Source organism: Pseudoselenomonas ruminantium, from assembly GCF_900104055.1.
In the GTDB taxonomy this organism is placed as follows: domain Bacteria; phylum Bacillota; class Negativicutes; order Selenomonadales; family Selenomonadaceae; genus Selenomonas_A; species Selenomonas_A ruminantium_C.
Map to the genome: position 1 here is coordinate 17148 of NZ_FNJQ01000021.1, position 26886 is coordinate 44033.

General features: G+C 53.7%; 27 protein-coding genes. 1 reads left to right on the top strand and 26 read right to left on the bottom strand.

Features of this window, described 5'->3' with window-relative positions:
• Positions 1-8: 8 nt before the first annotated feature.
• Positions 9-1220 (bottom strand): bifunctional glutamate N-acetyltransferase/amino-acid acetyltransferase ArgJ, encoded by a 1212-nt coding sequence (argJ, locus tag BLQ59_RS09505; RefSeq protein ID WP_074572714.1) that lies wholly within the window; start codon positions 1218-1220, stop codon positions 9-11.
• Between the two features lie 37 nt (positions 1221-1257).
• On the bottom strand, positions 1258-2292 hold the full coding sequence (argC, locus tag BLQ59_RS09510) for an N-acetyl-gamma-glutamyl-phosphate reductase (protein WP_074572715.1): 1035 nt from the start codon (positions 2290-2292) through the stop codon (positions 1258-1260).
• A 185-nt stretch (positions 2293-2477) separates the two neighbouring features.
• On the opposite strand from argC, the gene BLQ59_RS09515 reads away from it, so the two are divergent.
• Positions 2478-3320, top strand: a complete 843-nt coding sequence (locus BLQ59_RS09515; protein WP_074572716.1) for a transglycosylase domain-containing protein — start codon at positions 2478-2480, stop codon at positions 3318-3320.
• 50 nt (positions 3321-3370) lie between these two features.
• Here BLQ59_RS09515 and BLQ59_RS09520 read toward each other — a convergent pair whose 3' ends face one another.
• The 24 genes from BLQ59_RS09520 to BLQ59_RS09635 form a co-directional block, all read right to left on the bottom strand.
• Positions 3371-3937: a coenzyme F(420) biosynthesis enzyme gene (locus BLQ59_RS09520; protein ID WP_074572717.1), complete on the bottom strand. Its 567-nt coding sequence runs from the start codon at positions 3935-3937 to the stop codon at positions 3371-3373.
• Between the two features lie 160 nt (positions 3938-4097).
• Positions 4098-6101 carry a transketolase gene (gene tkt / locus BLQ59_RS09525; protein WP_074572718.1) on the bottom strand — a complete coding sequence of 668 codons (2004 nt, stop codon included), beginning with the start codon at positions 6099-6101 and terminating at the stop codon, positions 4098-4100.
• A gap of 159 nt (positions 6102-6260) precedes the next feature.
• Positions 6261-6623, bottom strand: a complete 363-nt coding sequence (gene aroH, locus BLQ59_RS09530; protein ID WP_074572719.1) for a chorismate mutase — start codon at positions 6621-6623, stop codon at positions 6261-6263.
• Between the two features lie 12 nt (positions 6624-6635).
• On the bottom strand, positions 6636-8237 hold the full coding sequence (locus tag BLQ59_RS09535; RefSeq protein ID WP_074572720.1) for an ABC1 kinase family protein: 1602 nt from the start codon (positions 8235-8237) through the stop codon (positions 6636-6638).
• Positions 8238-8272: 35 nt separating this feature from the next.
• Positions 8273-9895, bottom strand: coding sequence for an ABC-F family ATP-binding cassette domain-containing protein (locus BLQ59_RS09540; RefSeq protein WP_074572721.1), 1623 nt, complete (start codon positions 9893-9895; stop codon positions 8273-8275).
• A 155-nt stretch (positions 9896-10050) separates the two neighbouring features.
• A complete protein-coding gene (locus BLQ59_RS09545) occupies positions 10051-10833 on the bottom strand; it encodes a glucosaminidase domain-containing protein (protein ID WP_074572722.1) in 783 nt (260 codons plus the stop codon).
• Between the two features lie 18 nt (positions 10834-10851).
• On the bottom strand, positions 10852-12033 hold the full coding sequence (locus BLQ59_RS09550) for a hypothetical protein (RefSeq protein ID WP_074572723.1): 1182 nt from the start codon (positions 12031-12033) through the stop codon (positions 10852-10854).
• Between the two features lie 65 nt (positions 12034-12098).
• The gene (locus BLQ59_RS09555) at positions 12099-14006 is read right to left on the bottom strand and encodes an LTA synthase family protein (protein ID WP_074572724.1); all 1908 of its coding nucleotides are present in this window, start codon (positions 14004-14006) and stop codon (positions 12099-12101) included.
• Positions 14007-14123: 117 nt separating this feature from the next.
• Positions 14124-16196, bottom strand: a complete 2073-nt coding sequence (gene fusA / locus BLQ59_RS09560; protein ID WP_074572725.1) for an elongation factor G — start codon at positions 16194-16196, stop codon at positions 14124-14126.
• 113 nt (positions 16197-16309) lie between these two features.
• On the bottom strand, positions 16310-16582 hold the full coding sequence (locus BLQ59_RS09565; protein WP_014425160.1) for an HU family DNA-binding protein: 273 nt from the start codon (positions 16580-16582) through the stop codon (positions 16310-16312).
• 96 nt (positions 16583-16678) lie between these two features.
• Complete coding sequence (gene sdaAA, locus BLQ59_RS09570; RefSeq protein ID WP_074572726.1) at positions 16679-17548, bottom strand: L-serine ammonia-lyase, iron-sulfur-dependent, subunit alpha; 870 nt, start codon at positions 17546-17548, stop codon at positions 16679-16681.
• 26 nt (positions 17549-17574) lie between these two features.
• Entirely contained in the window at positions 17575-18237 is a 663-nt protein-coding gene (sdaAB, locus tag BLQ59_RS09575) for an L-serine ammonia-lyase, iron-sulfur-dependent subunit beta (protein ID WP_074572727.1), read from the bottom strand.
• Positions 18238-18304: 67 nt separating this feature from the next.
• A complete protein-coding gene (gene dapA / locus BLQ59_RS09580) occupies positions 18305-19192 on the bottom strand; it encodes a 4-hydroxy-tetrahydrodipicolinate synthase (RefSeq protein WP_074572728.1) in 888 nt (295 codons plus the stop codon).
• Positions 19193-19325: 133 nt separating this feature from the next.
• Positions 19326-20414, bottom strand: a complete 1089-nt coding sequence (gene aroB / locus BLQ59_RS09585) for a 3-dehydroquinate synthase (protein ID WP_074572729.1) — start codon at positions 20412-20414, stop codon at positions 19326-19328.
• Complete coding sequence (locus BLQ59_RS09590) at positions 20407-20937, bottom strand: shikimate kinase (RefSeq protein ID WP_074572730.1); 531 nt, start codon at positions 20935-20937, stop codon at positions 20407-20409. Before BLQ59_RS09590 ends, aroB begins: the two co-directional genes overlap by 8 nt.
• Positions 20930-22102, bottom strand: a complete 1173-nt coding sequence (gene aroC, locus BLQ59_RS09595) for a chorismate synthase (protein ID WP_074572731.1) — start codon at positions 22100-22102, stop codon at positions 20930-20932. The genes BLQ59_RS09590 and aroC overlap by 8 nt, the downstream gene beginning before the upstream one ends.
• Positions 22103-22204: 102 nt before the next feature.
• A complete protein-coding gene (pilO, locus tag BLQ59_RS09600) occupies positions 22205-22774 on the bottom strand; it encodes a type 4a pilus biogenesis protein PilO (RefSeq protein WP_074572732.1) in 570 nt (189 codons plus the stop codon).
• Positions 22734-23942 carry a PilN domain-containing protein gene (locus tag BLQ59_RS09605; RefSeq protein WP_074572733.1) on the bottom strand — a complete coding sequence of 403 codons (1209 nt, stop codon included), beginning with the start codon at positions 23940-23942 and terminating at the stop codon, positions 22734-22736. Before BLQ59_RS09605 ends, pilO begins: the two co-directional genes overlap by 41 nt.
• Entirely contained in the window at positions 23902-24162 is a 261-nt protein-coding gene (locus tag BLQ59_RS16040; RefSeq protein WP_176756779.1) for a hypothetical protein, read from the bottom strand. Before BLQ59_RS16040 ends, BLQ59_RS09605 begins: the two co-directional genes overlap by 41 nt.
• Positions 24163-24343: 181 nt before the next feature.
• Complete coding sequence (locus BLQ59_RS09615; protein ID WP_074572735.1) at positions 24344-24841, bottom strand: hypothetical protein; 498 nt, start codon at positions 24839-24841, stop codon at positions 24344-24346.
• Positions 24828-25244 (bottom strand): hypothetical protein, encoded by a 417-nt coding sequence (locus tag BLQ59_RS09620; RefSeq protein ID WP_074572736.1) that lies wholly within the window; start codon positions 25242-25244, stop codon positions 24828-24830. Before BLQ59_RS09620 ends, BLQ59_RS09615 begins: the two co-directional genes overlap by 14 nt.
• The gene (locus tag BLQ59_RS09625) at positions 25241-25774 is read right to left on the bottom strand and encodes a pilus assembly FimT family protein (protein WP_074572737.1); all 534 of its coding nucleotides are present in this window, start codon (positions 25772-25774) and stop codon (positions 25241-25243) included. Before BLQ59_RS09625 ends, BLQ59_RS09620 begins: the two co-directional genes overlap by 4 nt.
• Complete coding sequence (locus tag BLQ59_RS09630; protein ID WP_176756780.1) at positions 25762-26238, bottom strand: prepilin peptidase; 477 nt, start codon at positions 26236-26238, stop codon at positions 25762-25764. Before BLQ59_RS09630 ends, BLQ59_RS09625 begins: the two co-directional genes overlap by 13 nt.
• Positions 26239-26335: 97 nt before the next feature.
• Complete coding sequence (locus BLQ59_RS09635; RefSeq protein ID WP_081342528.1) at positions 26336-26758, bottom strand: type II secretion system protein; 423 nt, start codon at positions 26756-26758, stop codon at positions 26336-26338.
• Between the last annotated feature and the right edge of the window lie 128 nt (positions 26759-26886).

Below are 26886 nucleotides of genomic sequence, written 5' to 3' on the forward strand. Positions count from 1 at the left end.
CTGCCTCCTTAGGTGTGGTATTCGCCGTTGATCTTCACGTATTCGTAAGAGAAGTCGCAGCTCCAGATGTCAGCTTTAGCATCGCCCTCGCCCATGTCGATACCAATCACGATATCGTGGGCTTCCATGACCTTGCGAAGTTCTGCTTCATCATATTTTGCGCCGACACCGTTGGCATAAACGGGAATGCCACCGAACTTCACCACGGTCTTATTAGGATCCATGGGCACGCCGGCATACCCCACGGCACAGATAACTCGCCCCCAGTTGGGGTCCTCGCCGAAGAAGGCCGTCTTTACCAGCGGGCTCTTGGCTACGCTCATGCCAATGGTCTTGGCATCGGCAAAGCTCTTGGCGCCGCTTACGGAAATGGTCAGGAACTTGGTTGCGCCTTCGCCATCGGCCGCAATCTTCTTAGAAAGTTCCTGGCAGATATCCTTGAGCGTGCTCTTGAAGAGTTCATAGTCTTCATTTTCCTCGGTGATCTTGGCATTGCCAGCGGCACCGTTAGCCAGTACGATGACCATATCGTTGGTGCTCATATCGCCGTCAATGGAAATCATGTTGAAGGAAACTTCCACGATTTCCGACAGGGCTTTCTGCAGAAGCTTGCTGTCAATGGCTGCATCCGTCGTGATAAAGCAGAGCATGGTGGCCATATTGGGCTGGATCATGCCGGAACCCTTGGCGATGGCACCGAAGCGCACTTCCTTGCCGCCCAACGTGATTTCCGTAGCGCAGGCCTTGGAATAGGTATCCGTCGTGATGATGGCCTTGCCGGCATTCTCGCTGCCCTCGCTGGACAGTTCCTTGATGGCCTGCTTGATGCCCGTTTCCATCTTGTCCATGGGCAGGTTCACGCCGATAACGCCCGTGGATGCCACAACTACATCATCGGCCTTGCAGCCCAGAGCCGTAGCCGTGATATCCTGCATGGCTGCAGCGTCTTTCTCGCCCTGCTCCCCCGTGCAGGCATTGGCGCAGCCTGCATTAGCCGTGATGGCATGGGCCATGCCCGTAGCCACAACCTTCTTGGAAGCGCGGACCGGCGCCGAAGCTACCGCATTTTGCGTGAAGGTGCCGGCAACTGCCGCTTCCTTCTCCGTATAGATAACGGCTACATCGAGATTACCGCTCTTCTTGATGCCGGCCTTGACGCCAGCAGCCTGGAATCCCTGCGGGTAGGTAACCCCCGCTTTTTTATGTGCATCACTAAACATGAATATTCCTCCCAAAAATTCTTATCTATTGCTTCAATCAGGGATAAAGGGGTACGAAATCCAATCCCATACGTTCCTCAAAGCCGCAGGCGATATTGAAATTCTGTACTGCCTGTCCCGCTGCTCCCTTCACGAGGTTGTCGATGGCCGAGAGCACGATCACGCGGCCCGTGCGCTCATCCACATGCCAGGCGATATCGCAGAAGTTGGAACCGCGCACTTCCTTGGTCGAAGGATAGGCCCCCGCTCCGAGCAGGCGGATGAAGTATTCCTTGCCATAAAGCTTTTCAAAGGCGGCGCTGACCAGATCAGCCGTTACGCCCTCTTTGAGATTGGCATAGCAGGTGGAGAGAATCCCGCGGGACATGGGCACGAGATGCGGCGTAAAGTTCAGCAGAACCTTTTCCCCGGAAAGATCCGTCAGCGCCTGCTCAATCTCCGGCGTATGTCGGTGCTTGGCCACATTATAAGCCCGGAAGTTATCATAAAGCTCCGGGAAGTGGTTGGCCTGCTTGGCGCCGCGCCCTGCTCCGGACACGCCGGACTTGGCATCGACGATGATGGTGTTGACATCGATCAGATGCTGCTTGGCCAATGGCGCCAGAGCTAAGATGCTGGCCGTTGTGAAGCAGCCGGCATTGCCGATGATCTTGGCGGATTTTATCTGCTCCCGATAGAGCTCTGCCAGACCATAAACCCGTTCGGCGTCCTGATGGGTATGCGGCACATGATACCAGGCCTCATAGATTTCCGTATCAGCGAACCGGTAATCCGCACCTAAGTCGATGATGCGCACCGGCATCCCTGCCAGTGCCCGTCCGACTTCCATGGCATGGCCATGGGGCAGGCCGATAAAGACGAAATCGCTATCCCTGCCAATGCGCTCGATATCCTTCATGCTCTCCAGCTCCATATCATAGAGCCCGCGCAGATGCGGATAAAGACTGGCAATCTTTTCGCCGGTATGGCTTTCGGAAGTGATATGGACCACTTCCGCCTGCGGATGCTGATAGAGCAAGCGCAGCAGTTCAGCTCCGGCATAACCGGTAGCTCCGATAACGCTGACCTTCATAGAGAAATCCTCCTCTGGTATCATTTTGACCTGTCAACACGGATTGACTTTCCGTTATTTTCGATTTATCAACTGTACCCTGTAAACTATGTTTATAATTATACAACTATCATGCATAAAATTGCAACCCCTATTTATAAAAAAACATGCTATACTGTAATTGAATGTTTTACTAGAGGTGCATTATGAAAAAACATAAAAAACGACGAATTTACCGAAAATTTTTCCGCTTTATTTTTCTTTTAGCGTTGGTCTTCTTCCTGGCCTTTTTCCTCGCGGGCGGTTTCACCTTCTTTGCGCCGCGTACCTGGCAGCATGTAGGTGATTTCCTGCCCAGACTCGAAGCCGTGCTGCCTGCCAATCAACAGACGGATGCTCCCCAGGAAATCTCCACCATCGACCGCCTCAGCCGCATGATTTTCCTCAAGCGGGCGGTAGACGCGCGAATTGACAAAGAACACTATGTCAAACTGCGGGATATTCCCGAGGATATGCAGAATGCCATCATCGCCGTGGAAGACAACCGCTTCTACAGCCATTATGGCTTTGACGTGCAGGGCATCATGCGGGCCACCCTCGTCAATCTGCAATATGGCGAAGTCACCGAAGGAGCCAGCACCATCACGCAACAACTAGTCAAGAATCTCTTTCTCTCACATGAGCAGTCCTTTGGCCGCAAAGCCGAGGAACTTTTGCTTTCGCTGGATATGGAAGCGAACTACAGCAAGAGCGAGATCCTTGAGCTCTACCTCAACACCATCTACTACGGTTCCAACTTCTATGGCATCGGCCCGGCAGCCAAAGGCTACTTCGACAAGAAGCCCAGCGATCTCAAACTGCCGGAAGCGGCTATGCTGGCGGGCACGCCCAATGCCCCCTCACTCTACTCACCCTATGTGGATTTCATGCTGGCCAAGAAACGGCAGTTCATCGTGATTGACGCCATGGTGCGCAATGGCTATATTGATAAATCCACTGCCGAATCCGCCAAGATAAAGCCCATCTATCTGGCTAAGCCAAGTGAATAAACGAAAAAAGGAGACAAAGCCCCAAAAATCTGGAGCCTGTCTCCTTTATTTTATTTCTTTTTGCTTTCGGCTTTAACCTGTTCCTCAGCGCTGCGGTCTAAATGTTTATAGAACTGTTCGCAGAGATTGTTGAAGGTATTCACCGTATCGCCTTCGCTCTTGTTAGCACGGATCTCATAAGTGTAGAGGAGTTCGTTCGTGCCGGATTTGAACACGTCAAAAAAGAAGGCCGTGCGGCTATTATTGGCTACCGTCAGTACCACATAAGCATCGGCATAATTTGCTACATTTTCCTTGTAGACCTTGGCTGCCTGACGGCGGTCCAAAGACTTGATGTCCACATTGGTAGCCGTCTTGATGCCCTCAGCCACTGCATCATAAGAAATCACATAGCTGCGGGACACGCGGCTGGCGTCCGACACAATCTGCGTCAGCATATCCTTGTTGGGAGCCTTGTCATCTCGCGGCATATACAACGGCGCTGCTACAGCAATACGCTTCACAGCCGTGATATCTGCACCTTCCTGTACCGTCACCTTATCGGCATTGGCAAAAGCAACCTGAGCACTCAGCACAACCATGCAAAGAGTGAGCAACATCTGAACAATTTTTTTCATGGATTGTTTCCCTCCACACATATAAAATTTCGCGAAAAAATCGCACCTCTAATATTGTACACTATTTCGGATAATTCTGCTAGTGTTAAACCAGCAAAAACTATAACAAATACAACAAATGCCAGACTTAGAAAAAGCCTGGCATTTGTCATGAAGTCTGTTATTTATTGTCAGCTACGACCTTGCGTACCACTTCAGTCACATGGTCAACCGTGAAACCGAACTTCTCGAAGAGAACACCAGCCGGTGCGGAAGCGCCGAAGCCCTTCATGGAAACCGTAGCACCATCAAGGCCTACGTATTTGCCCCAGCCAAAGTCACCGAGAGCTTCCACGGCTACGCGGGCACGGACATTTTTCGGCAGGATGCTGGCCTTGTATTCAGCACTCTGCTGTTCGAAGAGATCCATGCAGGGCATGGAAACGACGCGGACATCCACGCCTTCACCAGCCAGTTTGGCCTGAGCTTCCACAGCCAGGGAAACTTCAGAACCCGTAGCGATGATGATGCCATCCATGTTCGCAGCATCTTTTGCTTCGGATACGACATAAGCACCCTTGAGTGCTTCTTTGGAGGAACCAGCCAGCTGCGGCAGATTCTGACGCGTCAGTACCAGAGCCGTCGGCGTCTTTTCGCTGGTCACAGCCAGATACCAGCCAGCAGCCGTTTCCGTAGCATCAGCCGGACGGAATACGTTGACATTCGGGGTGGAACGCAGCATAGCCAGCTGTTCGATGGGCTCATGCGTTGGGCCGTCTTCGCCAACACCGATACTATCGTGCGTGAGGACATAGGTCACAGGCAGGCCCATCAGTGCAGCCAGGCGTACCATCGGCTTGATATAATCGCTGAACACGAAGAAGGTAGCCACATAGTTACGCAGACCACCATGCAGCGTGATGCCGTTCGCCATAGCGGCCATAGCCAGCTCACGCACACCGAAGTGCAGGTTGCGGCCAGCATAGTTATCCTTGGAGAAGTCGCCGGCATCCTTCATATCCGTCTTGTTGGACGGAGCCAGGTCAGCACTGCCGCCGAAGAGGTTCGGCAGGATGTCCTTGAGGCGATTGATCATGGTGCCGGAAACAGCACGGGTTGCCTGTGCTTTATCTTCATAAGCCCAGAATTCTTCGTTGTCCAGCAGAGCCTTGGCATCAACCGGTGCATGGAATTCATCCCATTTCGCCTTGAGTTCCGGGAACTTCGCGCAGTAGTCAGCAAAGAGCTTGTTCCAAGCTTCTTCTGCAGCAGCACCTTTGGCAGCCAGTTCCTTATAATGGTCATAAACATCCTGCGGGATGTTGAAGCTCTTGTCCGGTTCCGGCCAGCCCAGGTTTTCCTTGAGTGCCTTAACGTTGTCCACGCCCAGCGGCTCACCATGGGCGCTGGCTTTGCCCTGCTTAGCCGGGCAGCCATAGCCGATCTGCGTCTTGACCGTGATGAAGGACGGATGCTCTTTATCAGCCTTGGCTGCTTCGATAGCCTTGCCGATGGCTGCCAGGTCATTGCCGTCTTCAACCGTCAGCGTCTGGAAGCCGAAAGCCTGCATGCGTTTTTCCACATTTTCCGTGAAGGCGATATCCGTGCTGCCTTCGATGGAGATGTTGTTGGAATCGTAGAGGATGATGAGTTTGGAGAGACCGAGAGTACCTGCCAGAGAGAACGCCTCGGAGGAAATGCCTTCCATCATGCAGCCATCGCCGCCCAGTGCGAAGGTGTAATGGTCAACCACATCATAGCCCGGCTGATTGAACTCAGCAGCCAGATGTGCTTCAGCCATAGCCATACCTACAGCCATGCCCATGCCAGCGCCCAGCGGGCCAGTCGTAGCTTCAACACCTACCGTATGGCCGTATTCCGGATGACCAGGAGTCAGCGAACCATCCTGACGGAAGTTCTTCATGTCGTCCATGGTCAGGCCATAACCAAAGTAATGGAGCAAGGAATAGAGCAGCGTAGAACCATGTCCGCCGGACAGGATGAAGCGGTCGCGGTTAGCCCACTGGGGGTTCTGCGGATTGTGGTTCATATGGTTAGCCCACAGCTCATAAGCCATAGGAGCACTGCCCAGGGGCAGGCCCGGATGACCGGAATTTGCTTTCTGTACAGCGTCAGCTGCCAGAACGCGGATAGCATTTACACAAGTAGTATCGATGTTACTCAATGTGTCTCTCTCCTTACCTGTAACAAGATTGTTTATTCACAAACATCATTCTACAAAAAATAACGGAAAATGTACAGTCCCTTTGCGCATTTTCCATTAATTTTTTTTATGATGTTTTAAGAAACGATTATATATAATTACGTTTTCTCAAAATGAAGCTCAGAAGTTTCGCAAATCCGGGCGCAGCTCCTGTGCTTTGCCCATATAAACATGCTGGATGTCCGCCTGCTTGATATCCGTATCCACCAACAGCAGTACACGGATGCAGCGTTCCATAGCATCGTCTACGTCCGGCACACGGGTATCAAACAGTGGCACCTTGTCAAATCCCTCCATCTGGCGGGCTCCCGTTGCCGGAAAACCTGCCGTAAGGTCACTGGTGCAGCTGAAGATGCAAGCTCCGATATCCTCCGGCTTCACCTTATTGCGCCGCAGGATCTGGGACAGCAGCATCTTTGCCGCCTGCCAGATCTCTTCCTTCTTGTTCTCACCTACACCAATTGCTCCACGAATTCCTCTCATAAGTCATTCCTCCTATGCGCCCCTGTGAATTTCCCATATAATCCTCAGACTAAGTATAAAGGCTATCAAATATCCCAAGAATCCCAATAAGGGAATCTCCATGATCTTTGGTGTCATCTGCGTCGTGCAGATCGTGCTTGAACCCAAAAGCAATGCCGCCACCAAAAGTGCCAGGATCAGCTTGTTGATCATGCGATCCAGATGCCGCAGCGGCTCTTCTGAACCCGTCACATCCAGATTCACCTTGGTCTGGCCGCTCATGGTCATCTTGAGGATGTCCGAAATCTGCTCTGGCAGCTGGGCTGATTTCTTCAAGAGCATCAGCCCTTCCTGCTTGGCCTTTTCCAGCTCATCCTTCCAGTCAAAATTCTTCTTGTAATCCACCGCGAGACTGCGGGCAAAGATTTCCACGAAACTAACCTTCGGACAGCAGAGGCGCATAACGCCTTCCACTGTCAGCACGCCCCGGGCGAACATGGACAATCCCTGCGGGCAGACAATATGATGCACCCGCATCAGATTCATGATCTGACGTGTCAGCACCCCCATCTGCAATTCACTGAAATCCAGGGAACTATACTGCGCCAGCATGGCATCGATATCCTGATAAAGGGCCGTATGATTGATCTTTCCCCTGACAACCCCCAGGGAAAGCACTGCGGCCTTCATCTCAAAGGTATCGTGATGCGCTAGCGAGTAGACTGCCTTGCGGATAGCTGCCCGATCCCGGCCAGAAAGGCGTCCCATCATGCCCAAGTCCAGCCACACGATCCGTCCATTGCGAATCCAGATATTCCCCGGATGGGGATCGGCATGAAAAAAGCCATCCTCAATGATCTGCCGCACGTAGTTTTCGCCCAGGCGCCGGCCTAAGGTGTTGATATCATAGCCCCGCTCCCGGAGTTTGGCAAAATCATCGATGCAGATGCCATCCACATATTCCATGACCAATATATGCTGCATGGACAAGTTGCGGTAGACCTTCGGACAGGTAACATAGTCCACATCCTGATTGAGGTGTGCAAATTCCTCGATATGGTCAGCCTCCATGAGGAAATCCATTTCCTGCTTGGCAATGGTCCACATTTCATCGAGCACCATATTGAAGTCAATGACATCCTGGGAGCGGCTGACCACCTTCAGGAGGGTGGCCGCCCGCTTCAGCAGGACGATGTCCTTGCTCATGATCTCATAAATGCCCGGCCGTTGTACCTTCACCACCACTTTCTCCCCGGTGGTCAGCACAGCCTTATGCACCTGCGCGATGCTGGCTGAACCGATGGCCTCCTCATCGATATAGGAGAAAACCTGATTCCAGCGCCGGTTATACTCCTTCTCGATCACCCCGAGGATCGTGCTGTAAGGCATGGGCTTGGCTTCGGATTGCAGCTTCATGAGTTCATCGCAGTACTCCGGTGGCAAAAAGTCTGGACGCATGCTCATGACCTGGCCGAGTTTTACAAAGGTCGGGCCAAGGTCTTCGAGGATCTGCCGCAGTTTCTCCGGCGTCATCCCCTTGACCACTTCCCGCTTGCGGAGCACTGCCACCATTTCCTTCAGCCGATCCGCAGTCCCGGCATCTTCCGTTTGCGTGTTAAAGAATTTTCCCAGCATAGCACTGGCTCCTTTATCTTTGTCCGATTCTGAGTTTATTTCTTGCCGTATTTCTCTGCTAATTGCTGTTTGACCGTTTCATTGGCCAGGAAGTCATCATATGTGGTCACACGGTCTACTACACCATCCGGCGTGATATCGATGATGCGGTTGGCAATGGTCTGCACGAACTCATGGTCATGGGAAACGAACAGGGCCGTACCGCCAAAGGAAATCAAGCCGTTATTGAGCGCCGTGATGGATTCCAGATCCAGGTGGTTGGTGGGCTCATCCATCAGGAGGACGTTGGCACCGGAAAGCATCATCTTGGAGAGCATGCAGCGCACGCGCTCGCCACCGGAGAGCACCGAAGCCTTTTTGAGGCTCTCCTCACCGGAGAACAGCATGCGGCCTAAGAAACCGCGCACAAAGGTCTCATCCGGATCCTTGGAATACTGGCGCAGCCAGTCCACGAGGGACAGGGACACGCCATCGAAATAAGCGGAGTTGTCTGCAGGCAGATAAGCCTGCGTCGTCGTCACGCCCCACTTGAAGGTACCTTCATCCGGTTCTTCCTCGCCCATGAGGATCTTGAACAGCATGGTCTTGCCGATGCCGTTGGGGCCGACAAAGGCCACCTTATCGCCGCGCTTCAGCGTGAAGCTGACGTTCTTGAGTACCTGTTCGCCATCGACGGTCTTGGAAATGCCATCCACCTGCAGCAGCTGGTCGCCAGCTTCGCGGTCCGGCGTAAAGGCAATATAGGGATAACGGCGGGAAGACGGTTTGATATCTTCCACCTTGATCTTATCGAGGAGTTTCTTGCGGCTCGTAGCCTGCTTGGACTTAGCAGCGTTAGCCGCGAAACGAGCGATGAAGTTCTGCAGTTCCTTGATCTTTTCTTCGGCCTTCTTGTTCTGCTCTTTCTGCAGCTGCAGAGCCAGCTGGCTGGACTGATACCAGAAGTCGTAGTTGCCGGCATAGAGCTGGATTGCACCGAAGTCTACATCGCAGATATAGGTGCAGACCTGATTCAGGAAGTGACGGTCATGAGATACCACGATAACCGTATTCTCAAACCCGGCCAGGAAGTCTTCCAGCCAATTGATGGACTCCACATCGAGATGGTTGGTCGGCTCGTCCAAGAGCAGGATATCAGGATTGCCGAACAGGGCCTGCGCCAGCAGGACGCGTACCTTTTCCTTGGCCGTGAGCTCGGCCATCTTCATCGTGTGCTCATTTTCCGGAATGCCCAGACCATTGAGCAGGCGGGCTGCTTCGGATTCTGCATCCCAGCCATTGAGCTCAGCAAATTCGGCTTCCAGTTCCGAAGCCTTCATGCCATCCTCTTCGGAGAAATCCGGCTTGGCATAGAGCGCATCCTTCTCGTCCATGATTTCCACCAGGCGCTTGTGCCCCATGATAACCGTGCGCAGCACTTCATAGTCATCATAAGCATAATGGTCCTGCTGCAGCACAGCCAGACGCTCACCCGGCGTAATCTCGATGTTGCCCCCGGTCGGCTCGATCTCCCCGGACAGAAGCTTCAAGAACGTAGACTTACCCGCACCATTGGCGCCGATAATACCATAGCAGTTCCCCGGCGTAAACTTTAAGTTTACGTCCTTATACAAAACACGCTTACCAAATTGCAAACTAACATTATTAGTCGTAATCATAGATAAAATAAAATCCTCTCTCTATAATATCGAATCCATACCGGCCTAGCGCCCAAGGACGGGCGCTCTGCGGACGTAAATTCCCGAAAGGAATTTCAGTCCGCTGTTTCTTTTGGTACTTTTCTTTGCACCAAAGAAAAGTACATCACCACGCATTAACGGGAAAGCATCTCCCTAAACATACTCATAATGCTCTGTCCATAGGAGTACCCCGGCACTGCCCATCTGCCATTGAGGTCAGACCAGCTGCTGAGCGTCCGCGAACCATAAGAGCTGCGTACCAAAGAATACCGCGGATCTACCACTGGTTCTGACGGCTGACGGGTGGACGCATAGGCCAGCAAATGCTGGATTTGCGCACGCACGCCAAGCTTCGCCGAGCTGAAATATGCCCCTTTTACCTCGCTGCTGGTCGTCCCGAGCCCGCAGTAATTGTTCTGGTCCGCCGTCACGGTTCCCCCATAACGGAAGAAACCCGTTTCCTTCAAAGCCTGGGCAAAGGCCACATCCGGGCGGATGCCCTCTCTGGCACCTTCTTCATAATAGTAGGAAACCAGCTCTTGCGGCGAAACCGAAATATCCGGACGCGGGTTGACACTCAACAGATATTTCACGCACTGTTCCTGACTGGCAAGCGCCGTACCGATAATGGAATCATCAAAAGCGGACACCGTCTGCGGGACTTTCATCCCGATTTCCTTTTTCTCCACAGGCGGATGCAGGATTGCATCCACGCGGTTCTCCAGGCTGTTATGGCTGCCGCGCTCTACTACGCGGGAGCCGCCGCCTATACGCAGGGAATGATTGGTATCCACCTTGGTTTCCATCTCTGGCTGTACCGCCATATGCCGGGCCTCTGCCGCATTAGACCATCCTAAGGCAAAACCTCCCGCCAACAAACCAGCCAGCACAAATCTCGAATAACGGTTAAACAACACGAACAGTACACTCCTAACTTACTCTCTACTTACAATCCTGCACAGTGCATAGATGATGGCCGCAGTCCCTATCGCAGCCGCAAAATCCCCCGTCAGGGAGAGTATCATCACCATTACCAGCACCGTCAACAAATCTCTCCGCTGCAGGGTATCCCCCGCAGTCATAGGACAATCGCGCAGCGCCTCCAGCAAGAGCAGGAAGCCACCGCCCACCAACACGGGCACCACCATCGCCGGAAAATCAGCAATAGCAGCCAGCACCGGCTCACAAAACAAGGCCAACGCCAGCACTGCGGCTGCCACAAGGCCAGCCCACTTCGCACGCACAGCCTCGCGATTCGCCGCCACCACCGGGGAAAGTACCAAAGGCGTCATACCCAGCAAGGCCCCCAGCGCATTGAAAAGCAGCAGCCGCTTCACGCCAGCAGCAACCTGCTGCCCCTTGAGGAAAGCTGTCCAACTGCTGGCATGAATGGCACTCAGCATGACAGCAAGGCTGAATACCGTCAGCCCATAGAAAGCTGCATCTGCTCCTGCCGACGGCAGGGCTAGCATGCCAGACACCTTCTGCAGGCCTTCCGGCTGGAAAAACGGCGCCGCCGGAATAATCCAAAAGCCTTCCGCTAAAGTGGCCACCGCCGTGACCAGCATGCCGGCGAAAAGTGCATACTGTCTCCTGCCAGCTAACAAGACCACGGTCACCGCCAGACCTGCCATGCTCCAAAAAAACAAAGGATCTGCCATATCTCCCAGCATGGTGACCTGCCAGGGCGAGGTGATGATGATCCGTCCCAGCTTCAACCCCAGGAAGACCAGGAACACCGCCAACGACAGTTTGATTCCCCAAGGAAAGATCTGCGGTACAGGCGGGAACCCCAACCTGTGCCCTGCCTGCCAAAAGACAAAGCCCAGCAGGGAAGCGAAGAAGCAGATCCCTAAGATAACCTGCCAGCCCATGCCATGGGATATGGCCACGATAAAGACAAGATAACCCGTTACCGTAAGCGAAGGGGAAAACACGGCCGCCTGTCCACGCCAGACCAGCCACAAGGTACCCAGCAGGGCAAGGAGCACGCTGGCCGTAAAACAGCCGGCAAAGTCCATGCCAGCCATCGATAGCATACTGGCCGCTGCCGTAAAAGATGCCAACGCACATACGGCCATCGTCACACCAGTAAAAATATCCCGGCCTAAATCCATGCCTTTTCCAACCTCCACACAGTATATCAATTCTATTTTACCACAGGAATATGAAAATTGACAGGTCAGAACCCGATTTTTAATCCGCCTTTGTTGAACAAATCACTGGCCCCCTGATACCAGGTAATGGCCTCGTTTTCCAGTTGCTCATCCTCCGGCACCGTCTTGTAGATACTGTTTTGCCAATCGGTTATCTCATAGGTGACCGCCCGGCGCCCCGGCTCCAGGATTACCAACTTATCCCCACGGATATAGCCCATGCTCTGATAGGTACTGATAAAGATGCGGTCGGCCTCCGGCGGCGTATGGAAGATATCGCGCCCCATAAAGCGGGAATCATAGGACAGCCCCAGCATTCCCATAAGGGTGGGTGCCAAATCCATCTGACTGATCAACCGGTCATTCTGTCCGGGTGCAATCATGCCAGGAGCATAAATCATACAGGGAATATGATAGCGGTTCACCGGCAATTCGGTCTTACCGGCCGCCCGGGCCTGATGGTCCGCCACAATGACAAAGACCGTGTCCTTGAACCAAGGCTTTTCCTGCGCCCGCCGCAGAAAGTCGGCAATGGCCCAGTCCGTGTAACGCACCGCACCTTCCCGTTCACCCTGCTGGGCCTCCACTCGGCCCTCAGGGAAAGTATAGGGGCTATGGTTGCTCGTGGTCATCACCATTTCCATGGCCCGCTCCCCTTTGGCCGCATGTTCATCCATAGATTTCAATACCTGGTTGAAGAGCACTTCATCGGCTACCCCCCAGGCCGTTTCCTGCACGATCTCTTCGCTGGGGATCTCCACGCGATCTTTGATGGTATAACCATTGCTGCCAAAGAACTCATTCATATTGTCAAAATAGCCATAGCCGCCATAGACGAAATCCGTCTGGTAGCCATTCTGCCGCAGGGCATCTCCCAGCGTGGCCAGATTATCACAGTTCTGCCGCCGCAGGATGGACTGCCCCGGTGTCGGCGGCACCGACAAGGAAATCGCCTCCAAGCCGCGCACCGTCCGGGTGCCCGTGGCATACATGCGGGAAAAGACATAGGAATCAGCAGCCAGCTTATCCAATTCCGGCGTCCAGGAATCCTGCGCGCCAAAAGCGCCGCAGTAATCAGAGCTGAGGCTTTCCACGGTAATCAGCACGACATTGGGTTTACGGGCAGTGAGTTCATTTCCGTTCTGCACCCGTCGCCCAATGCCGTTATCTTCCTTGAAGCTGACATTATCTGCGGCAAGCAGGCCGCGCAGGTTCAAAAGCACGGTATTTTCACCGGCTTCCTTGTAGAACTGATGGTAGTTCAGTTCATTGCTGAAGAACGCATGCACAAAACCATAAGGACCATTGCCCGCCAGTTCGATATTGTATTGATTAGGGCTGACCTTTTCCCGCCATTCATCCCGGCTGCTGGATGTGATCAGCGACAGCACGACGACCGTCAGGACGATTTCCAGCAGGAGCCGTCCCTTCTGCTTGGGATTGAAAGGCGGGCAGAGGAAGCGGCTCTGCCCATAGGTCATAGCCCCTGCTGCCAGCAGCAGGGCAGGAATGATGACCCACATGGGATAGGCTTCCACGATATTGCCAATCATTTCCGTGGTATAGATCAGGTAATCCACGGCGATGAAATTGAAATTGGTATGGAACTCCTGCCAGAAAAAAAACTGGGCCGCCGTAGAGAAGGCCAGCAGGAAATTCATCAGGAACGCCGCCGCCAGTACCACCCACTGTCCCCATTTCCGATTCAGCCAACGGGTAGGCAATATCAACAATAACAAGGCTAGCGGCAGACAGAAAAAAAACGCCGCGCAGGCATCGTAAAAAGCCCCCAGTGCAAAGGTACGCAACACATCCAGTACCCCCAAAGACACTGTTGACAGCGTAATGGTAAACAAGAGCAGGCGCAGGGCTGATTGCGTCCCCATAAAGGTCGCAAACAGACTGCCCAGATAGCGCATCCGATGAAACTTCATAATTCGGCCCCCAAAACTTCTAAATTCTCACAAGTACCATCCATTATACAAGAAAAAATGAGCCGTGACAATCAAAAGAGGGAGCACCCCCCGCCCGGGCTGCTCCCTCCTGCAACGTCATGCCTGTTTATTTTTCTGCTGTTCTTCGATGATCTTTACGGCTTCCCGTTCCGGCACCGGCTCATAGCGGGTGAATTCCAGGCTGTAGGCGCCGCGCCCCTGCGTCAGGCTGCGCAGGTCCGTCGCGAAACGGTAAAGCTCAGCCTCCGGAATCAAGGCGGAAATCTCGCTCATGTCCTTGCCCTTACTGTCTACCCCCAGGATATGGGCTCGCTTGCTGTTGAGCTTCCCCATCACATCGCCCATATAGTATTCCGGCGTGGTCACGCGGATGGTATCAATCGGTTCCAAAAGGATTGGCGATGCGTCCATGATTCCCTTGCGGATGGCAATGCCGGCTGCCGTCTTGAAGGCCGCTTCTGAAGAATCCACCGAATGATAGGAACCATCATAGAGATTGACCTTGACATCCACCACGGGGAAACCGGCCATCACACCTGCCGCCAAAGCCTCTTCCGTGCCCTTCTCCACCGCCGGGATATACTGCCGGGGCACGCTGCCGCCGAAGATATTCTCCGTAAAGACATTGCCCTCGCCAGCCGGCTGCGGACTGATCTCGAGCCAGACATCGCCAAACTGGCCATGGCCGCCGCTCTGCTTCTTGTGGCGACCCTGTACCTGCACGCTCTTGCGGATGGTTTCCCGATAAGCCACCTTAGGCTGGGACAGCACCATTTCCGCCCCGAATTTCCGCTGCAGCTGTTCGGCGAGGATTTCCAGGTGCACCTCGCCTACGCCCTTGACCAAAGTCTCCTTGGTCTCCGGACGTTTCTGCACGACGATGGTGGGATCTTCATCCTGCTGCTTGGCCAGCGCCCCGAAGACCTTGTCCTCCTCGCCCTTTTTCTTCGATGTCACCGCCATCTCCAGCATGGGCTCAGGGTAAGTGATGGCTTCGTACTGGATAGGATTGTTCTTGTCACAGAGGGTATCACCGGTACGCACCTGCTGCAGCTTGGTCGTGACCACGATATCCCCGGCAGCCACCTGCGAGAGGTTCTCCTGCCGCTTGCCCTGCATGGTGAACAGCGTGCCAATGCGTTCCTCGTCGTTCTTGTTCACATGGAGATAGCTGGCATCGCCTTTCATCTCCCCGGACAGCACGCGAATAAAGCTCTGCCGTCCCACGAAGGGATCCACGGTAGTCTTGAACACCTGCGCCGAAAAGGCATCTTCCGTATGACGCTCCTTGATCTCGCCGCTGGCCGGATCCGTACCGATGGATACCTTGAAATACGGTGTCGGCATGTATTCCACGAGATCGTTCATAAGCTGGCGGATGCCGATATTCTGTTTGGCCGATGCACAGAACACCGGGAAAATCTTGCCTGCCTGAATGCCTTCAATCAGGGCAGCGGCCACTTCCAGCTCAGTGATTTCCTCGCCTTCGATATATTTTTCCAGAAGTTCGTTGTTGAATTCAGCCACGGCCTCAATCAATTTCTGTCGGGCAATCTCCACATCGCCCTTGATGTATTCCGGCACTTCATCCTTCACCACTTCATTGTCATGGGTGACGATCTTCATATGCAGGGCCAGCAGGTCAACCACACCCTGGAAGGCTGCTTCCTTGCCGATGGGAATCTGTACCGGCACGACGCCATCACCAAAACGTACCCGCAGTTCTTCCACGACGCCATCGAAATCGGCGTGTTCCCGGTCCATCTTGTTGATCAGGAAGGCCCGGGGCAGTTCATTCTCCTCGGCGCAGAGCCAGGCACTTTCCGTCCCCGATTTGATGCCGGACGAGGCCGAAATCACGATCAAGGCACTATCGGCTGCCACCATGGCGCCCTTTACATCACCCACAAAATCGGGATAGCCCGGTGTGTCGATGAAGTTCAGCTTGAAGTCCCGCCATTCGCAGGCCACCAGTTTGTCACCAATGGTCATCTTGCGCTTGCTTTCCTCGGGATCATAATCCAAAGCACTGGTGCCGTCTTCCACGCTGCCCAGCCGCTTCACCACGCCTGTATTGAACAAGCAGGCGTCCAACAGACTAGTCTTGCCAGTTTTGCCATGTCCAGCTACTGCAATATTGCGGATATTGGTACTCTTGTAGTTCTTCATCGACAGTCCCTCCATTTCATGTACTGTTTTCTTTATTCTCTGAAAACATTGTAAATCCTGCAAGAAGATAAAAAAACCGCCCCCACTTTCGTGAGGGCGGTCCTGCCGTCAAATTAGTATTTAACGCTGGATTTGAATGCGAGGCTGTCGCTGGCAGCGATCTCGATGGTCTCACCCGTCTGCGGGTTGCGGCCAGAGCGTGCATTGCGATGAGCCTTCTTGAACGTACCAAAGCCGATCAGACGGATCTCTGCATCAGCCTTTACGCTTTCTTTTACCGTTTCGAGCAGTGCGTCAACAACGGCTTTCGTGTCTTTCTTGGATACACCGGCAGCTTCAGCAACTTTGTCAACTAAAGCAGTCTTGCTAATAACTTCTTTTGCCATAGTAGTAATCCCCTTTCTCGTTCTTACACGACGTATTATAGCGGATAAGCACGGGTTCGTCAACAATTTACGCAGATTCTCTGTCTATCCGGCCGCTCAGCCATACAATTTCTGCTCTATTGCCTGCGCCGTTTTCGTCACGGCCAAGCCGCCTTCACTGGTTTCCCGCAGGCTCTTGGGCAGAGCCTTGCCGATGCGGTTCATGGCATCGATCACTTCATCCACGGGGATAACGGAGTCAATGCCTGCCAGCGTCATGTCCGCCGCCAGCATGGCCACGATGGCCGCAAAGCCATTGCGCTTGACGCAGGGAACTTCGACCAGGCCTGCCACCGGATCACAGACCAAGCCCAAAAGATTCTTGATGGCCAAAGCCACGGCATTGCCGACCTGCGCCGGCGTGCCACCGGCAAGTTCCACCAATGCGCCTGCCGCCATGCCTGCCGCCGTGCCGCATTCAGCCTGACAGCCGCCTTCGGCTCCGGCAATCGAGGCATTCTGGTCGATGACCATGCCAATGCCCGCCGCCGTAAATAGTGCCCTGACCATCTGCTCATCGGTCAGCTTTCGTTCCTGCTGGGCCGCATAGAGGGCCGCCGGCACGATGCCGCAGGAACCGGCCGTAGGACAGGCTACGATCCGCCCCATCACCGCATTGACCTCACTGATGCCCACCGCATAGGCCGCAGCCGCGAGCACCTGTTCGCCCATATAGCCCTGCCGGCGGTAGGCAAACAATTTCTTGGCATCGCCGCCTGTAAGACCGCTCAGGGATTTTTCCGTATTGCTGATACCGCGCTCAATGGACGCCTTCATCGTCGCCCAATTCTGCCCCATACTTTCCATGATTTCATTCCGCGGTGTTTGACTGACATGACATTCACGCTGGATGACAATCTCATGGATAGGCTGCTGTGCCTCTGCTGCCAAAGCCGCCAGTTCACCGATCGTATTAAAATTTACCATGCTTTCCTTATCTCCCCTTGTAGATCTCAAATAGCCGGAATGGCAAAGGCATACTGCACTGCAGCGGCCTGCTGGCATTCAGCAATGACCTCCGGTGCCGGCTGCTCATCGAGCTCCATGATCATCATGGCCGTTTCGCCGCGGTTCTGCCGCGATACCCGCATGAAGGCGATGTTCACCTCGGCATGAGCCAGTATCTGCGTAACCTTGGTGATCACGCCGGGGCAGTCATGGTGAATGGTGATCAGTGCCGGATATTGACCGGTCAATTCCACCTTGTACCCATCGATGTTGCTGATGACGATATTGCCACCGCCTACCGAGGCCCCGGTCACCCTTGCCATACGCCCGGACTGACCGGTCAGGAAGATCACCGCCGTATTAGGATGCGCTTCCTCCAGATTCACGGTCTGGAAGCTGAAATCCAGCCCCTTGTTCCGTGCAATATGCAAGGCCTCGCGAATGCGTTCATCCTCCGGGGCAAAGCCTAAGATGCCGCCAATCAGGGCCTTGTCGGTACCATGGCCACGATAGGTACGGGCAAAGGAACCATGCAGATTGATCTCTGCCTTTACCGGCTCCTCACCCAAGATCTTCCGGGCCATCAGCCCCAGCCGTACCGCGCCAGCTGTATGGGAACTGGATGGACCGATCATGATGGGGCCTACAATATCAAATACTCCGTGCATAATTTTCCTCTCTTTGGCCAAAATAATCCCGCTGATAGCAATCAGCGGGATTTGCGTTAAACCTGAATTATTTGATCAGCCCATGTCTGCGCAGAGCAGCCTCGAGCTTTTCCTCATGCTGGGGTTCCATCTCGCAGAGCGGCATACGCAGGGGACCTGCAGCATAGCCCAGCTTGCGCATGGCAACCTTGACCGGGATCGGATTGACTTCACAGAAGAGTGCATCGATCAGGTCTGCATACTCGATCTGCATCTGCTCCGCCTTTTTCGTGTCCCCATCAAAGAATGCCTGACACATATCATGGGTTTCCTGCGGTGCCACATTGGAAAGCACCGAGATAACCCCCTGACCGCCCAAGGACAGGATCGGCACGATCTGGTCATCATTGCCAGAATAGAGCACCAGGTCATCGCCCACAGCCGCCCGCAGGCGCAGGATCTTGGACAGGTCGCCATTGGCTTCCTTCACTGCTGCGATATTCGGATGCTTGGCCAGTTCCACATAGGTCTCCGTCGCAATGCCCACGCCCGTACGAGACGGCACATCATAGAGGATGATGGGGATGTTCACGGCATCGGCAATGGCCGTATAATGCGCGATCAGCCCCTTCTGCGTGCATTTATTGTAGTAGGGAGTCACCACCAGCAAGGCATCCGCACCCACGCTTTCCGCATACTTGGACAGTTCCACTGCATAGCTGGTCTCATTGGAACCCGTACCGGCAATCACGGGAATCCGGCCTTTTACATGATCCACAGCAAATTTGATGGCAGCCCGGTGTTCCTCATCGCTCATGGTAGCCGACTCGCCCGTCGTGCCCGTGATGATGATAGCATCGGTATGATTCTTTATCTGATCATCAATGATGCGGCCCAGTTCCGCAAAATTGATTCCGTCTTCCGTATACGGTGTGATAATGGCTACGCCAGCGCCACGAAAAATCGGTTTTTTCATGAAAAAGCCCTCCCAGCAAATTACAATATTTGCGATTTATTTCAACTAGATTTTATTATCCCATGGACAGCAGTCAAAGTCAACGCTTTGACCGTCAATCTGCACAGATTGCGTCAAAAAGCACATTTCCTGCTCAGTTGGCCGCTACAGCAGCCATTGCCTCGCGGACAGCGGCCTCCGGCACATCATTGCGGCAGATCACTTCACCGATGGACTTCATGAGTACCCAGGTGACCTTGCCGCCTATGGTCTTCTTGTCATGGAAGATATCGACGTACATATTGTCCACGGTCACCCCGGCCGCCTTCAAGGGCAGCTTGTAAGCGGCCACGAGCTTCTGCACCCGGTCAAATTCCTGTGGCCCGATCAAGCCCAACTTCTCGCTGATATAAGCCGCCCCCACCATGCCGGTGCCCACGGCTTCGCCATGATTGTAGCGCACATAGCCTGTTTCTTTTTCGATGGCATGACCGATGGTATGACCAAAATTCAGGATGCGGCGCAGACCTGCTTCCTTTTCATCCTCGCTGACCACTGCGGCCTTGATTTCGCAGGAACGCGCAATCATATGCGTCAGGGCTTCCGGTTCCAAAGCCAATACCTTTTCCTGATTTTCCTCTAAAAAGCGGAAAAACTCCTCATCATAGATGATGCCGTATTTGATGATTTCCCCCAGCCCCGTGTAGATTTCCCGCTGCGGCAGGGTGCTCATATAATCCAGTTCCATAAAGACAGCCTTGGGCTGATAGAACGCACCGATAAGGTTCTTGCCCAACTCATGGTTGACCGCCACCTTGCCGCCCACGCTGGAATCCACCTGCGCCAGCAGGCTCGTGGGCAGCTGCACAAAAGGCACGCCGCGCATATAGGAGGCCGCCACGAAGCCGGCCAGATCACCGACCACGCCGCCGCCCAGCGCAAATACCGGTGATTTGCGGTCCAGTCCTGCCTCGATTGCTCTGGTGAAGAGTTCATTGGCCACCGTCAGGCTCTTGGACTTTTCTCCGGCGGGAATCTGCACCAGGGTTACCTCCAGCCCCGCCTGTTCGAGGATTTTCTGCATTTTCCGGCCATAGAGCGGGCCTACATTGGTATCGGTAATCAACAGCCCCTTCTGCGAGAAACCCGCCTGCCGCACAAAGTCTATGATTTCCTGCTCAATACCATAACCAATCACGATATCGTAGCTTTTTTCGCCTAAATCCACCCGCACCTTACGCATGGAGTGCCCCCCTTGTCTTCAACGTCTTGACGATTATCTCTACCACCTGCAAAGGCGACAAATCACTGGTATCCACGGCAAAATCGGCCTGGGCATAGAGGCTTTCCCGCTCAGCCAGCAATTTTTCCACCGCCTGCCGCCGGTCGCCCGTATCTTCCTTATCCAGGACCGGCCTGGTGCCCCGGCAGCGCGTACGCTGCAGCACCGTATCTACATCCGCCTGCAGGCAGACAACCGTGCCGCCCTGCTTCAAGGCCTCCATGTTCGCCGGGTTCTTGACCGTGCCGCCGCCGGTGGAGATCACCGCATTGCGGCGGCTGCCGAGCCGCACGGCCAGCTCATGTTCCAGCTTCCGGAAATGCGCTTCGCCAAATTTAGCAAAGATTTCCGGAATGCTCATACCGGCTTCTTCTTCAATCTTGACATCCATATCGATAAAGGCACAGCCAAGTTTCTGGGCCAGCATCTTGCCCGTGCTGGTCTTGCCCGTGCCCATAAAGCCAATCAGGATCACATTACGCATGCAGCCACCAGTCCTTTGCCAGTCGTTCATTGTAGGCCTGCAGCGCTGCTTTGACATCCGCCAGGGCATCCCCGCCGAATTTCTCACAGATTGCCTGCGCTATGACAAAGGCCGTCATGGCCTCGCCCACCACGGATGCGGCCGACACCGCACAGGTATCGCTGCGCTCCTTGCAGGCCAGCACTGCCTCGCGGCTCTTGATATCAATGGATTTCAGCGGCGTCATCAAGGTCGGGATCGGCTTCATGGCCGCCCTCAGGACGATTTCCTCCCCATTGGTCATGCCACCTTCCAGACCGCCTGCGCGGTTGGTCGTGCGATAGACCTTGCCCGCTTCATCCACGAAGACCTCATCATGGATCTCACTGCCCGGAAGCCTGCCGCAGTCAAAACCGGCACCGATCTCCACGCCCTTGATGGCCTGAATGGACATCATGGCCGCAGAAAGCCGCGCATCGAGCCGTCTGTCCCACTGGATATGGCTGCCCAACCCCATGGGCAGGCCCCTGACGATAATCTCAAAGATGCCTCCCAAAGTATCCCCGGCAGCCTTGGCCTCGTCAATGCGTTGTTTCATCCGCTGTTCAGCTTCCGCATCATAACAGTTGAGTTCTGAGCCAATATCTGTACCTATCTTTGAGCGGTCAATCTTTGACAAGTCAACATCGACACCACCAATCGTGGTCACATGCGAAATCACTTCTATGCCCAGTTCCCGCAAAAAAGCCTTGCAGACCGCGCCCACAGCCACCCGCATGGTGGTCTCCCGGGCGCTGGAACGCTCCAGTATATCCCGGACATCCTGACGGTCATATTTCATCACACCGGTCAGATCTGCATGACCGGGGCGGGCCGCCGTGACGCTTTCCCCCTCCGGCTCTCCAAAGGCCGCCATGCGCCCGTTCCAATTGGCAAAATCCTTGTTGATGACCTGCAGGGTTATCGGGCCGCCCAGCGTTTCCTGGAAGCGCACACCTGAGAGCACTTCCACCTTGTCTGTCTCTATCTTCATGCGTCCGCCACGGCCATAGCCCTGCTGGCGGCGGGCCAGTTCCTTGTCAATATCCGCCTTTTCAAGCCGCAGGCCCGCCGGCAGGCCTTCCAAGATAGCCGTCAATCTCGGTCCATGGGATTCCCCGGCCGTCATAAAACGCAATTCACTCATAAGCACACCTCAATTTGTAGCAAATTTAAACAGTTATTACTAGTTTAGTGTATCATAGTGTATAAATCAAGGTGTCTTTGTTGTATTTTCATCCATTTTTGTCTACTTGTCAGATACAGCAAAAATATTCACCGCTAAATCCGTCACCAATTGCTGCCCCTCTGCATGAACGGCCAAATTATGTACCACCACGATCCGCTCCCCCTCCTGCAGGCCCCGCATGAATCTCAGCAGGGAAAAGTAACCGCCCTGAAGCCGCAAGTGCAGGGATAGACCATCCTTCTCCCCCTCTTCTCGCTTTGACTGCGGACTTACCTGCTGCAGCTGTATCCGGCTTTGCTGTGCCAGGCGCTCCACATACACGATGAATTTCCCCTGCTCCAAGCTGTCAGGCACGGCCCTGTGCGCACGTTCCTGACGTTTGTTCAGCTCTGCCAGATACGCCTTGCGATCCAGATGGGCATTCTGGAAATTCCCGACTGTCACGATCTCGGCAGCTGCCTCTGCGGCTTCACTGCGATACTCCTGTGCAGCCCGCTCCAAAGGCAGGTGTACCACCAGCAGGAAGATTACCAGCAAGGCTATCGTGCCGCCAAATCCCAGCCACAGTATGGCAGCTACCTTATGACCATTATGATATGTTTTCCACTTTGCCAGCAGCTTTCTCATCATTTATCTGACTCTCCCAATCTATCGTCAGGGAAAATTTCACCATCCCTTTGTTTTCCTGCGAACGGCCCATGGTTTCAGAATCCTGCAGCCTTATCCCCTGCGGGAAAAAATCCCGATCCTGCTCCAGTCCATCCACGAATTCCGCCAGGGCATCATAACTTACCGCCTGCCCCTCCAGCTTCAGGCTGCGGCCATCATCATCACTCACCATGCTGGTAATAAAGACGCCCTCCTTGGTATTCGCCCCCAGATGCACCAGGACACTATACCATTGCGGCCCCTTTCCCTGCAGTTCCTGCATCAGTGCCTCCCGCGCCTCGATCTGCCGGCATTCCTTCTCCACCGCCAGCATCTCCTGCCGTTCCGGTGCCAATCTGAACAGTTCCGTCCTTTGTGTTTCTGCGGCTGTCTTGGCCTGCTCATAAGCATAAATATCCATCGTCACCCATATAAGCAGGATTGACACAAGCAATCCCAGCCAACAGACAGCAATACGCGGCCAGTCCAGCTCAACGGCCTGCCGCTTGCAAAATCCATGCGTTTTCCCTGCCTGAGACAAATATCCGGCCAAACGGCTTTGCACCTCCTGCTCTCCCCCGCCGGCAATGATGTCCGTCAAAGGCAGGTCCGCAGCCGAAAAAGCCGCCTGCACTTCCTGCAGATACGCCTGACGCACGCCCAATATCATGCATTGATTTTCAGCCGTCTCCTGCCCCAACGGTTCACACAGACAGGCAAAGGCCTCTGCGCTCAGCCCCTTGGCCGCCAGCTTGTCATCCAATTCCCAATAAGCTGCCTCAGCCTGCTGTGCAGGCGTCAGATTCGGCGGCAGGCTGATGGCATAGCCGATAAGCTCCTGCTCCGGAAGCACATAGATAAGCCCGGCCTCCTGCCAGCCCCGTTTTGCCAGTTCCATCGCCGCCCAGTCCGCCAGGTTCTCCAACCCGCTCAGCAAAGTACCATCTTCCGCTGTCCCATCTGCGCAAAATCTGTTTGCCACGAGGGATACACCTTCCTCGGCTAAATACCAGCCATTTTCCTCCCGCTTGTAGCAAAGCAGGCCGCATTCCCCATTTTCAGCCGGCACGATGGCGGCACAAAGTTTCTCCTGCCGGCAGAAAAACTGTTTAAGCCGTCCAGCCCAGCCATTGATAATATATTTTCCCATCTCGTGCTTTAATCCTTTTTATTTCTGCCTTGAGCCTGACATGCGGCTCCATTTTCTTTTCCCAATCACTGACCCGCCGGAAAGCCACAGCTACCAGATACATTTTCTTGTTTTGGGCTATGACATAGGTATAAGTTTCAAAATCTCCCGCTCTGCCCTGCGCCAAAGAAATTTTGTCTCCATCCTGTAATTTTTCCAGTTGGACGTCATACTCGTCCAACCTTTTCCAGCTGCTTTCCAGTGCGCCTTCTGCTGACAGGCGCAGCTGTGTCTCCAAACTGTATTGCCTGATATTCTCTGCCTCCTGGCGGGCAAAACTGAGCAAGCCTCTGCCCAAAAACAGCAGAATAAACAGCATACAGAGCAGGACAAGCGAAACCATACCCTGCTGGCTTTCCCCTCTATGGCGCCGGCACGAAGACTGCGCTGCATAAGCTATATTCATGCTTGGTTACCCCGCTTTTTCCCGTCAGCCGCAGATGATAAACCCCCGGCTGATGTTCATCCTCGTTTATTGCAAAATCCGTTATATCCACAGGCGCCAACGCATGATTTCCGGTCAAAGGTGCTCTTACCCCGCCGCAAACCAGCTTTACCACCCCATCCACTTCATTCAGGCAATACGTGACGGAAAATGTTTCCTTATCAGGCTTCTGAGGTTTCAGCGGATTATTTTTCTTGACAATCTCATATCCTTGTTTTCCAGGCATTTTTTCGATCCGCACAGCAGACATAGAATCCTCCAACAGCTCCTGAAAAGCTATCTCTACTTCCTGTTCCAACTCGCCATCTGCTATTTGCATAAAATACGTTTTTATGCCCCAAAGAAATACGGCCATCGCCGTCATCGCCAGCATAGCGATAATGGGAATGGACACCGCAGCCTCATAAATGATCATCCCCTTCTGCTTCCAAGTCCTTATGTCTCTGCAGCAAGCGCATAAACACCATCTTCTTCTCGTCATTCCGTACATTCCAGATGACCTCCACCTGTAACTGCCAGCCATCATCCTGCCGATTGCAGATACTATTCAGCTGGTATTCATAACCATTCTGCAGCAAATCATCAGCCGGTCCCTGATAGGGCATCTCGGCAGGCAGCACGCCTTCCCTCTCCAGCCTGCTTTGCGCATAAGAGAACTGTGCCCGTGCCAGACAAACAGCCGGTGCCTGCGATGCAGATATATCCTTCAGCATCACCGCTTTGACGTATAGATCAGCCATCCCCGCCAAAAGCAAAAGAAAGATGCCCGTCAGCAATGCCTCCCAAAGAAAAAACCCCGTCTCATCGCTCCGTTTCAACTTCCACCACGCTCCATCCGGATCCGGCCACCCTTGCTGATTATTATCCGGCGTCCTTCCCGGGGATATCCTTCATAATACACCAGCAGCGTCATCGGCCCCATATCCTGTTCCCAAAGTGTCCTGCCATTCACTTCAAAGGAAATCTGCGTTTTCTTATCTTCTATGGGCAGATTCCCCTGCTTGGTTATTTTACCGACATGCACACCGGGATAATACCGACGATGGCTCAGAATATACCTATTTCCCGCCGCTAATGTATTTCCCTCCGATAAGAGATCCAGCCAGACAAATTTTTCTTCCGGTCTTTTCGCACCATATTTCCAAACATCCTCAGCCAAAAGCCGGTTGAGATTCTGGCAATGCCTGATATCCGCCAGTAAACGCTCTGCCTCATACTCCACCACCATCTGCCGGTAAAGTTTCAATCCCCGGGGAATGGCCTGGGTGGAAAAAATCAACACTGCCATCATGGCCAGCATCACGCCCCATAAGACAAACCCCGCTTCCTTTCCCTTTATGGATTCCATAGCCAGGCCTCCAGCAATCCTGCACAGCTGCTGCCAGCCACAAAAGCCACGACAGCTCCCAGCGCCAAAAACGGGCCAAAGGGTATCAATATATGTTTCACAGTTCCTCTTCTCAGCCATACCCAGAAACCGTACAATCCTCCGCTGATAAAGGCAACGTAAAAACAAACCGCCATTCCGGCCAAACCCAGCCAGCTCCCCAAAACAACAGCCAGTTTTATATCCCCCCAGCCCATACCGCCGGGCACCATGAGCCGCAATCCGCCCAGAAAACCGCCTCCGAGCACTGCTCCCCGGCAGGCATCTTCCCATGAAATCCTGCCCAGCAACAGCGGCAGTATTCCCAAAACCAGCAGGGCCAATACCAGCTTATCGTAGATCAGCAGATACCGGCAATCCAGCAATGCCAGCAAAACCAGCAGGGCCGAAAAGAGCAGCCCAAGGACCATATCGGAAAATTCCATTGTCCAAAACGATGCCAAAATCAGCAGCATGCATATCAGCCACGTTTTCCGAACCTGCCAGCATAATGACCAGGAAAATGCTTGCGGCGCGGATAGATCAGCTTGCTGGTTCACTTTTAACACCACCATGTCCAAACTCTCCAGAAGTGTGCCCCTCACAGGTCGCCCGCATATTCTCTATGTTTGTCCCCTCTTCCTTCACCTTCTTGAGTTCATATTTTCCGGACGTCATCGGCAGCACTGTGCCATCAGATAGCTTGCAATCTCCATGTGGGGGCTTTAACCTGCCAATATCGCTGATATATTCCTTCAAGTCAGATACCGCCTGCGGATCTTTGCCATTTTCGAGCTGATAGACAGCAATCGCAGCATCCAGCGCAGCCAGGTCACTCTGTACCTTGGCAGTATTCGCTGTGGCTATAGTCGCCGCAAATCTCGGTACAGCCATGGATGCCATTACAGCCACAATGGCCACGGCAATCAGCACGCCCAGTAAAGAAAAACCATCCTGCTCACGCATACAAACCCCTCCCATTCTTCTAATCATCAGATGTTTTTATGGAAGTTCTTCTACATGTGAACTTCAACTCCTGCCTAAACTAATAATTTATAAAAAAAAAGCCAGCCAAATTACTTGGCTGACCATCC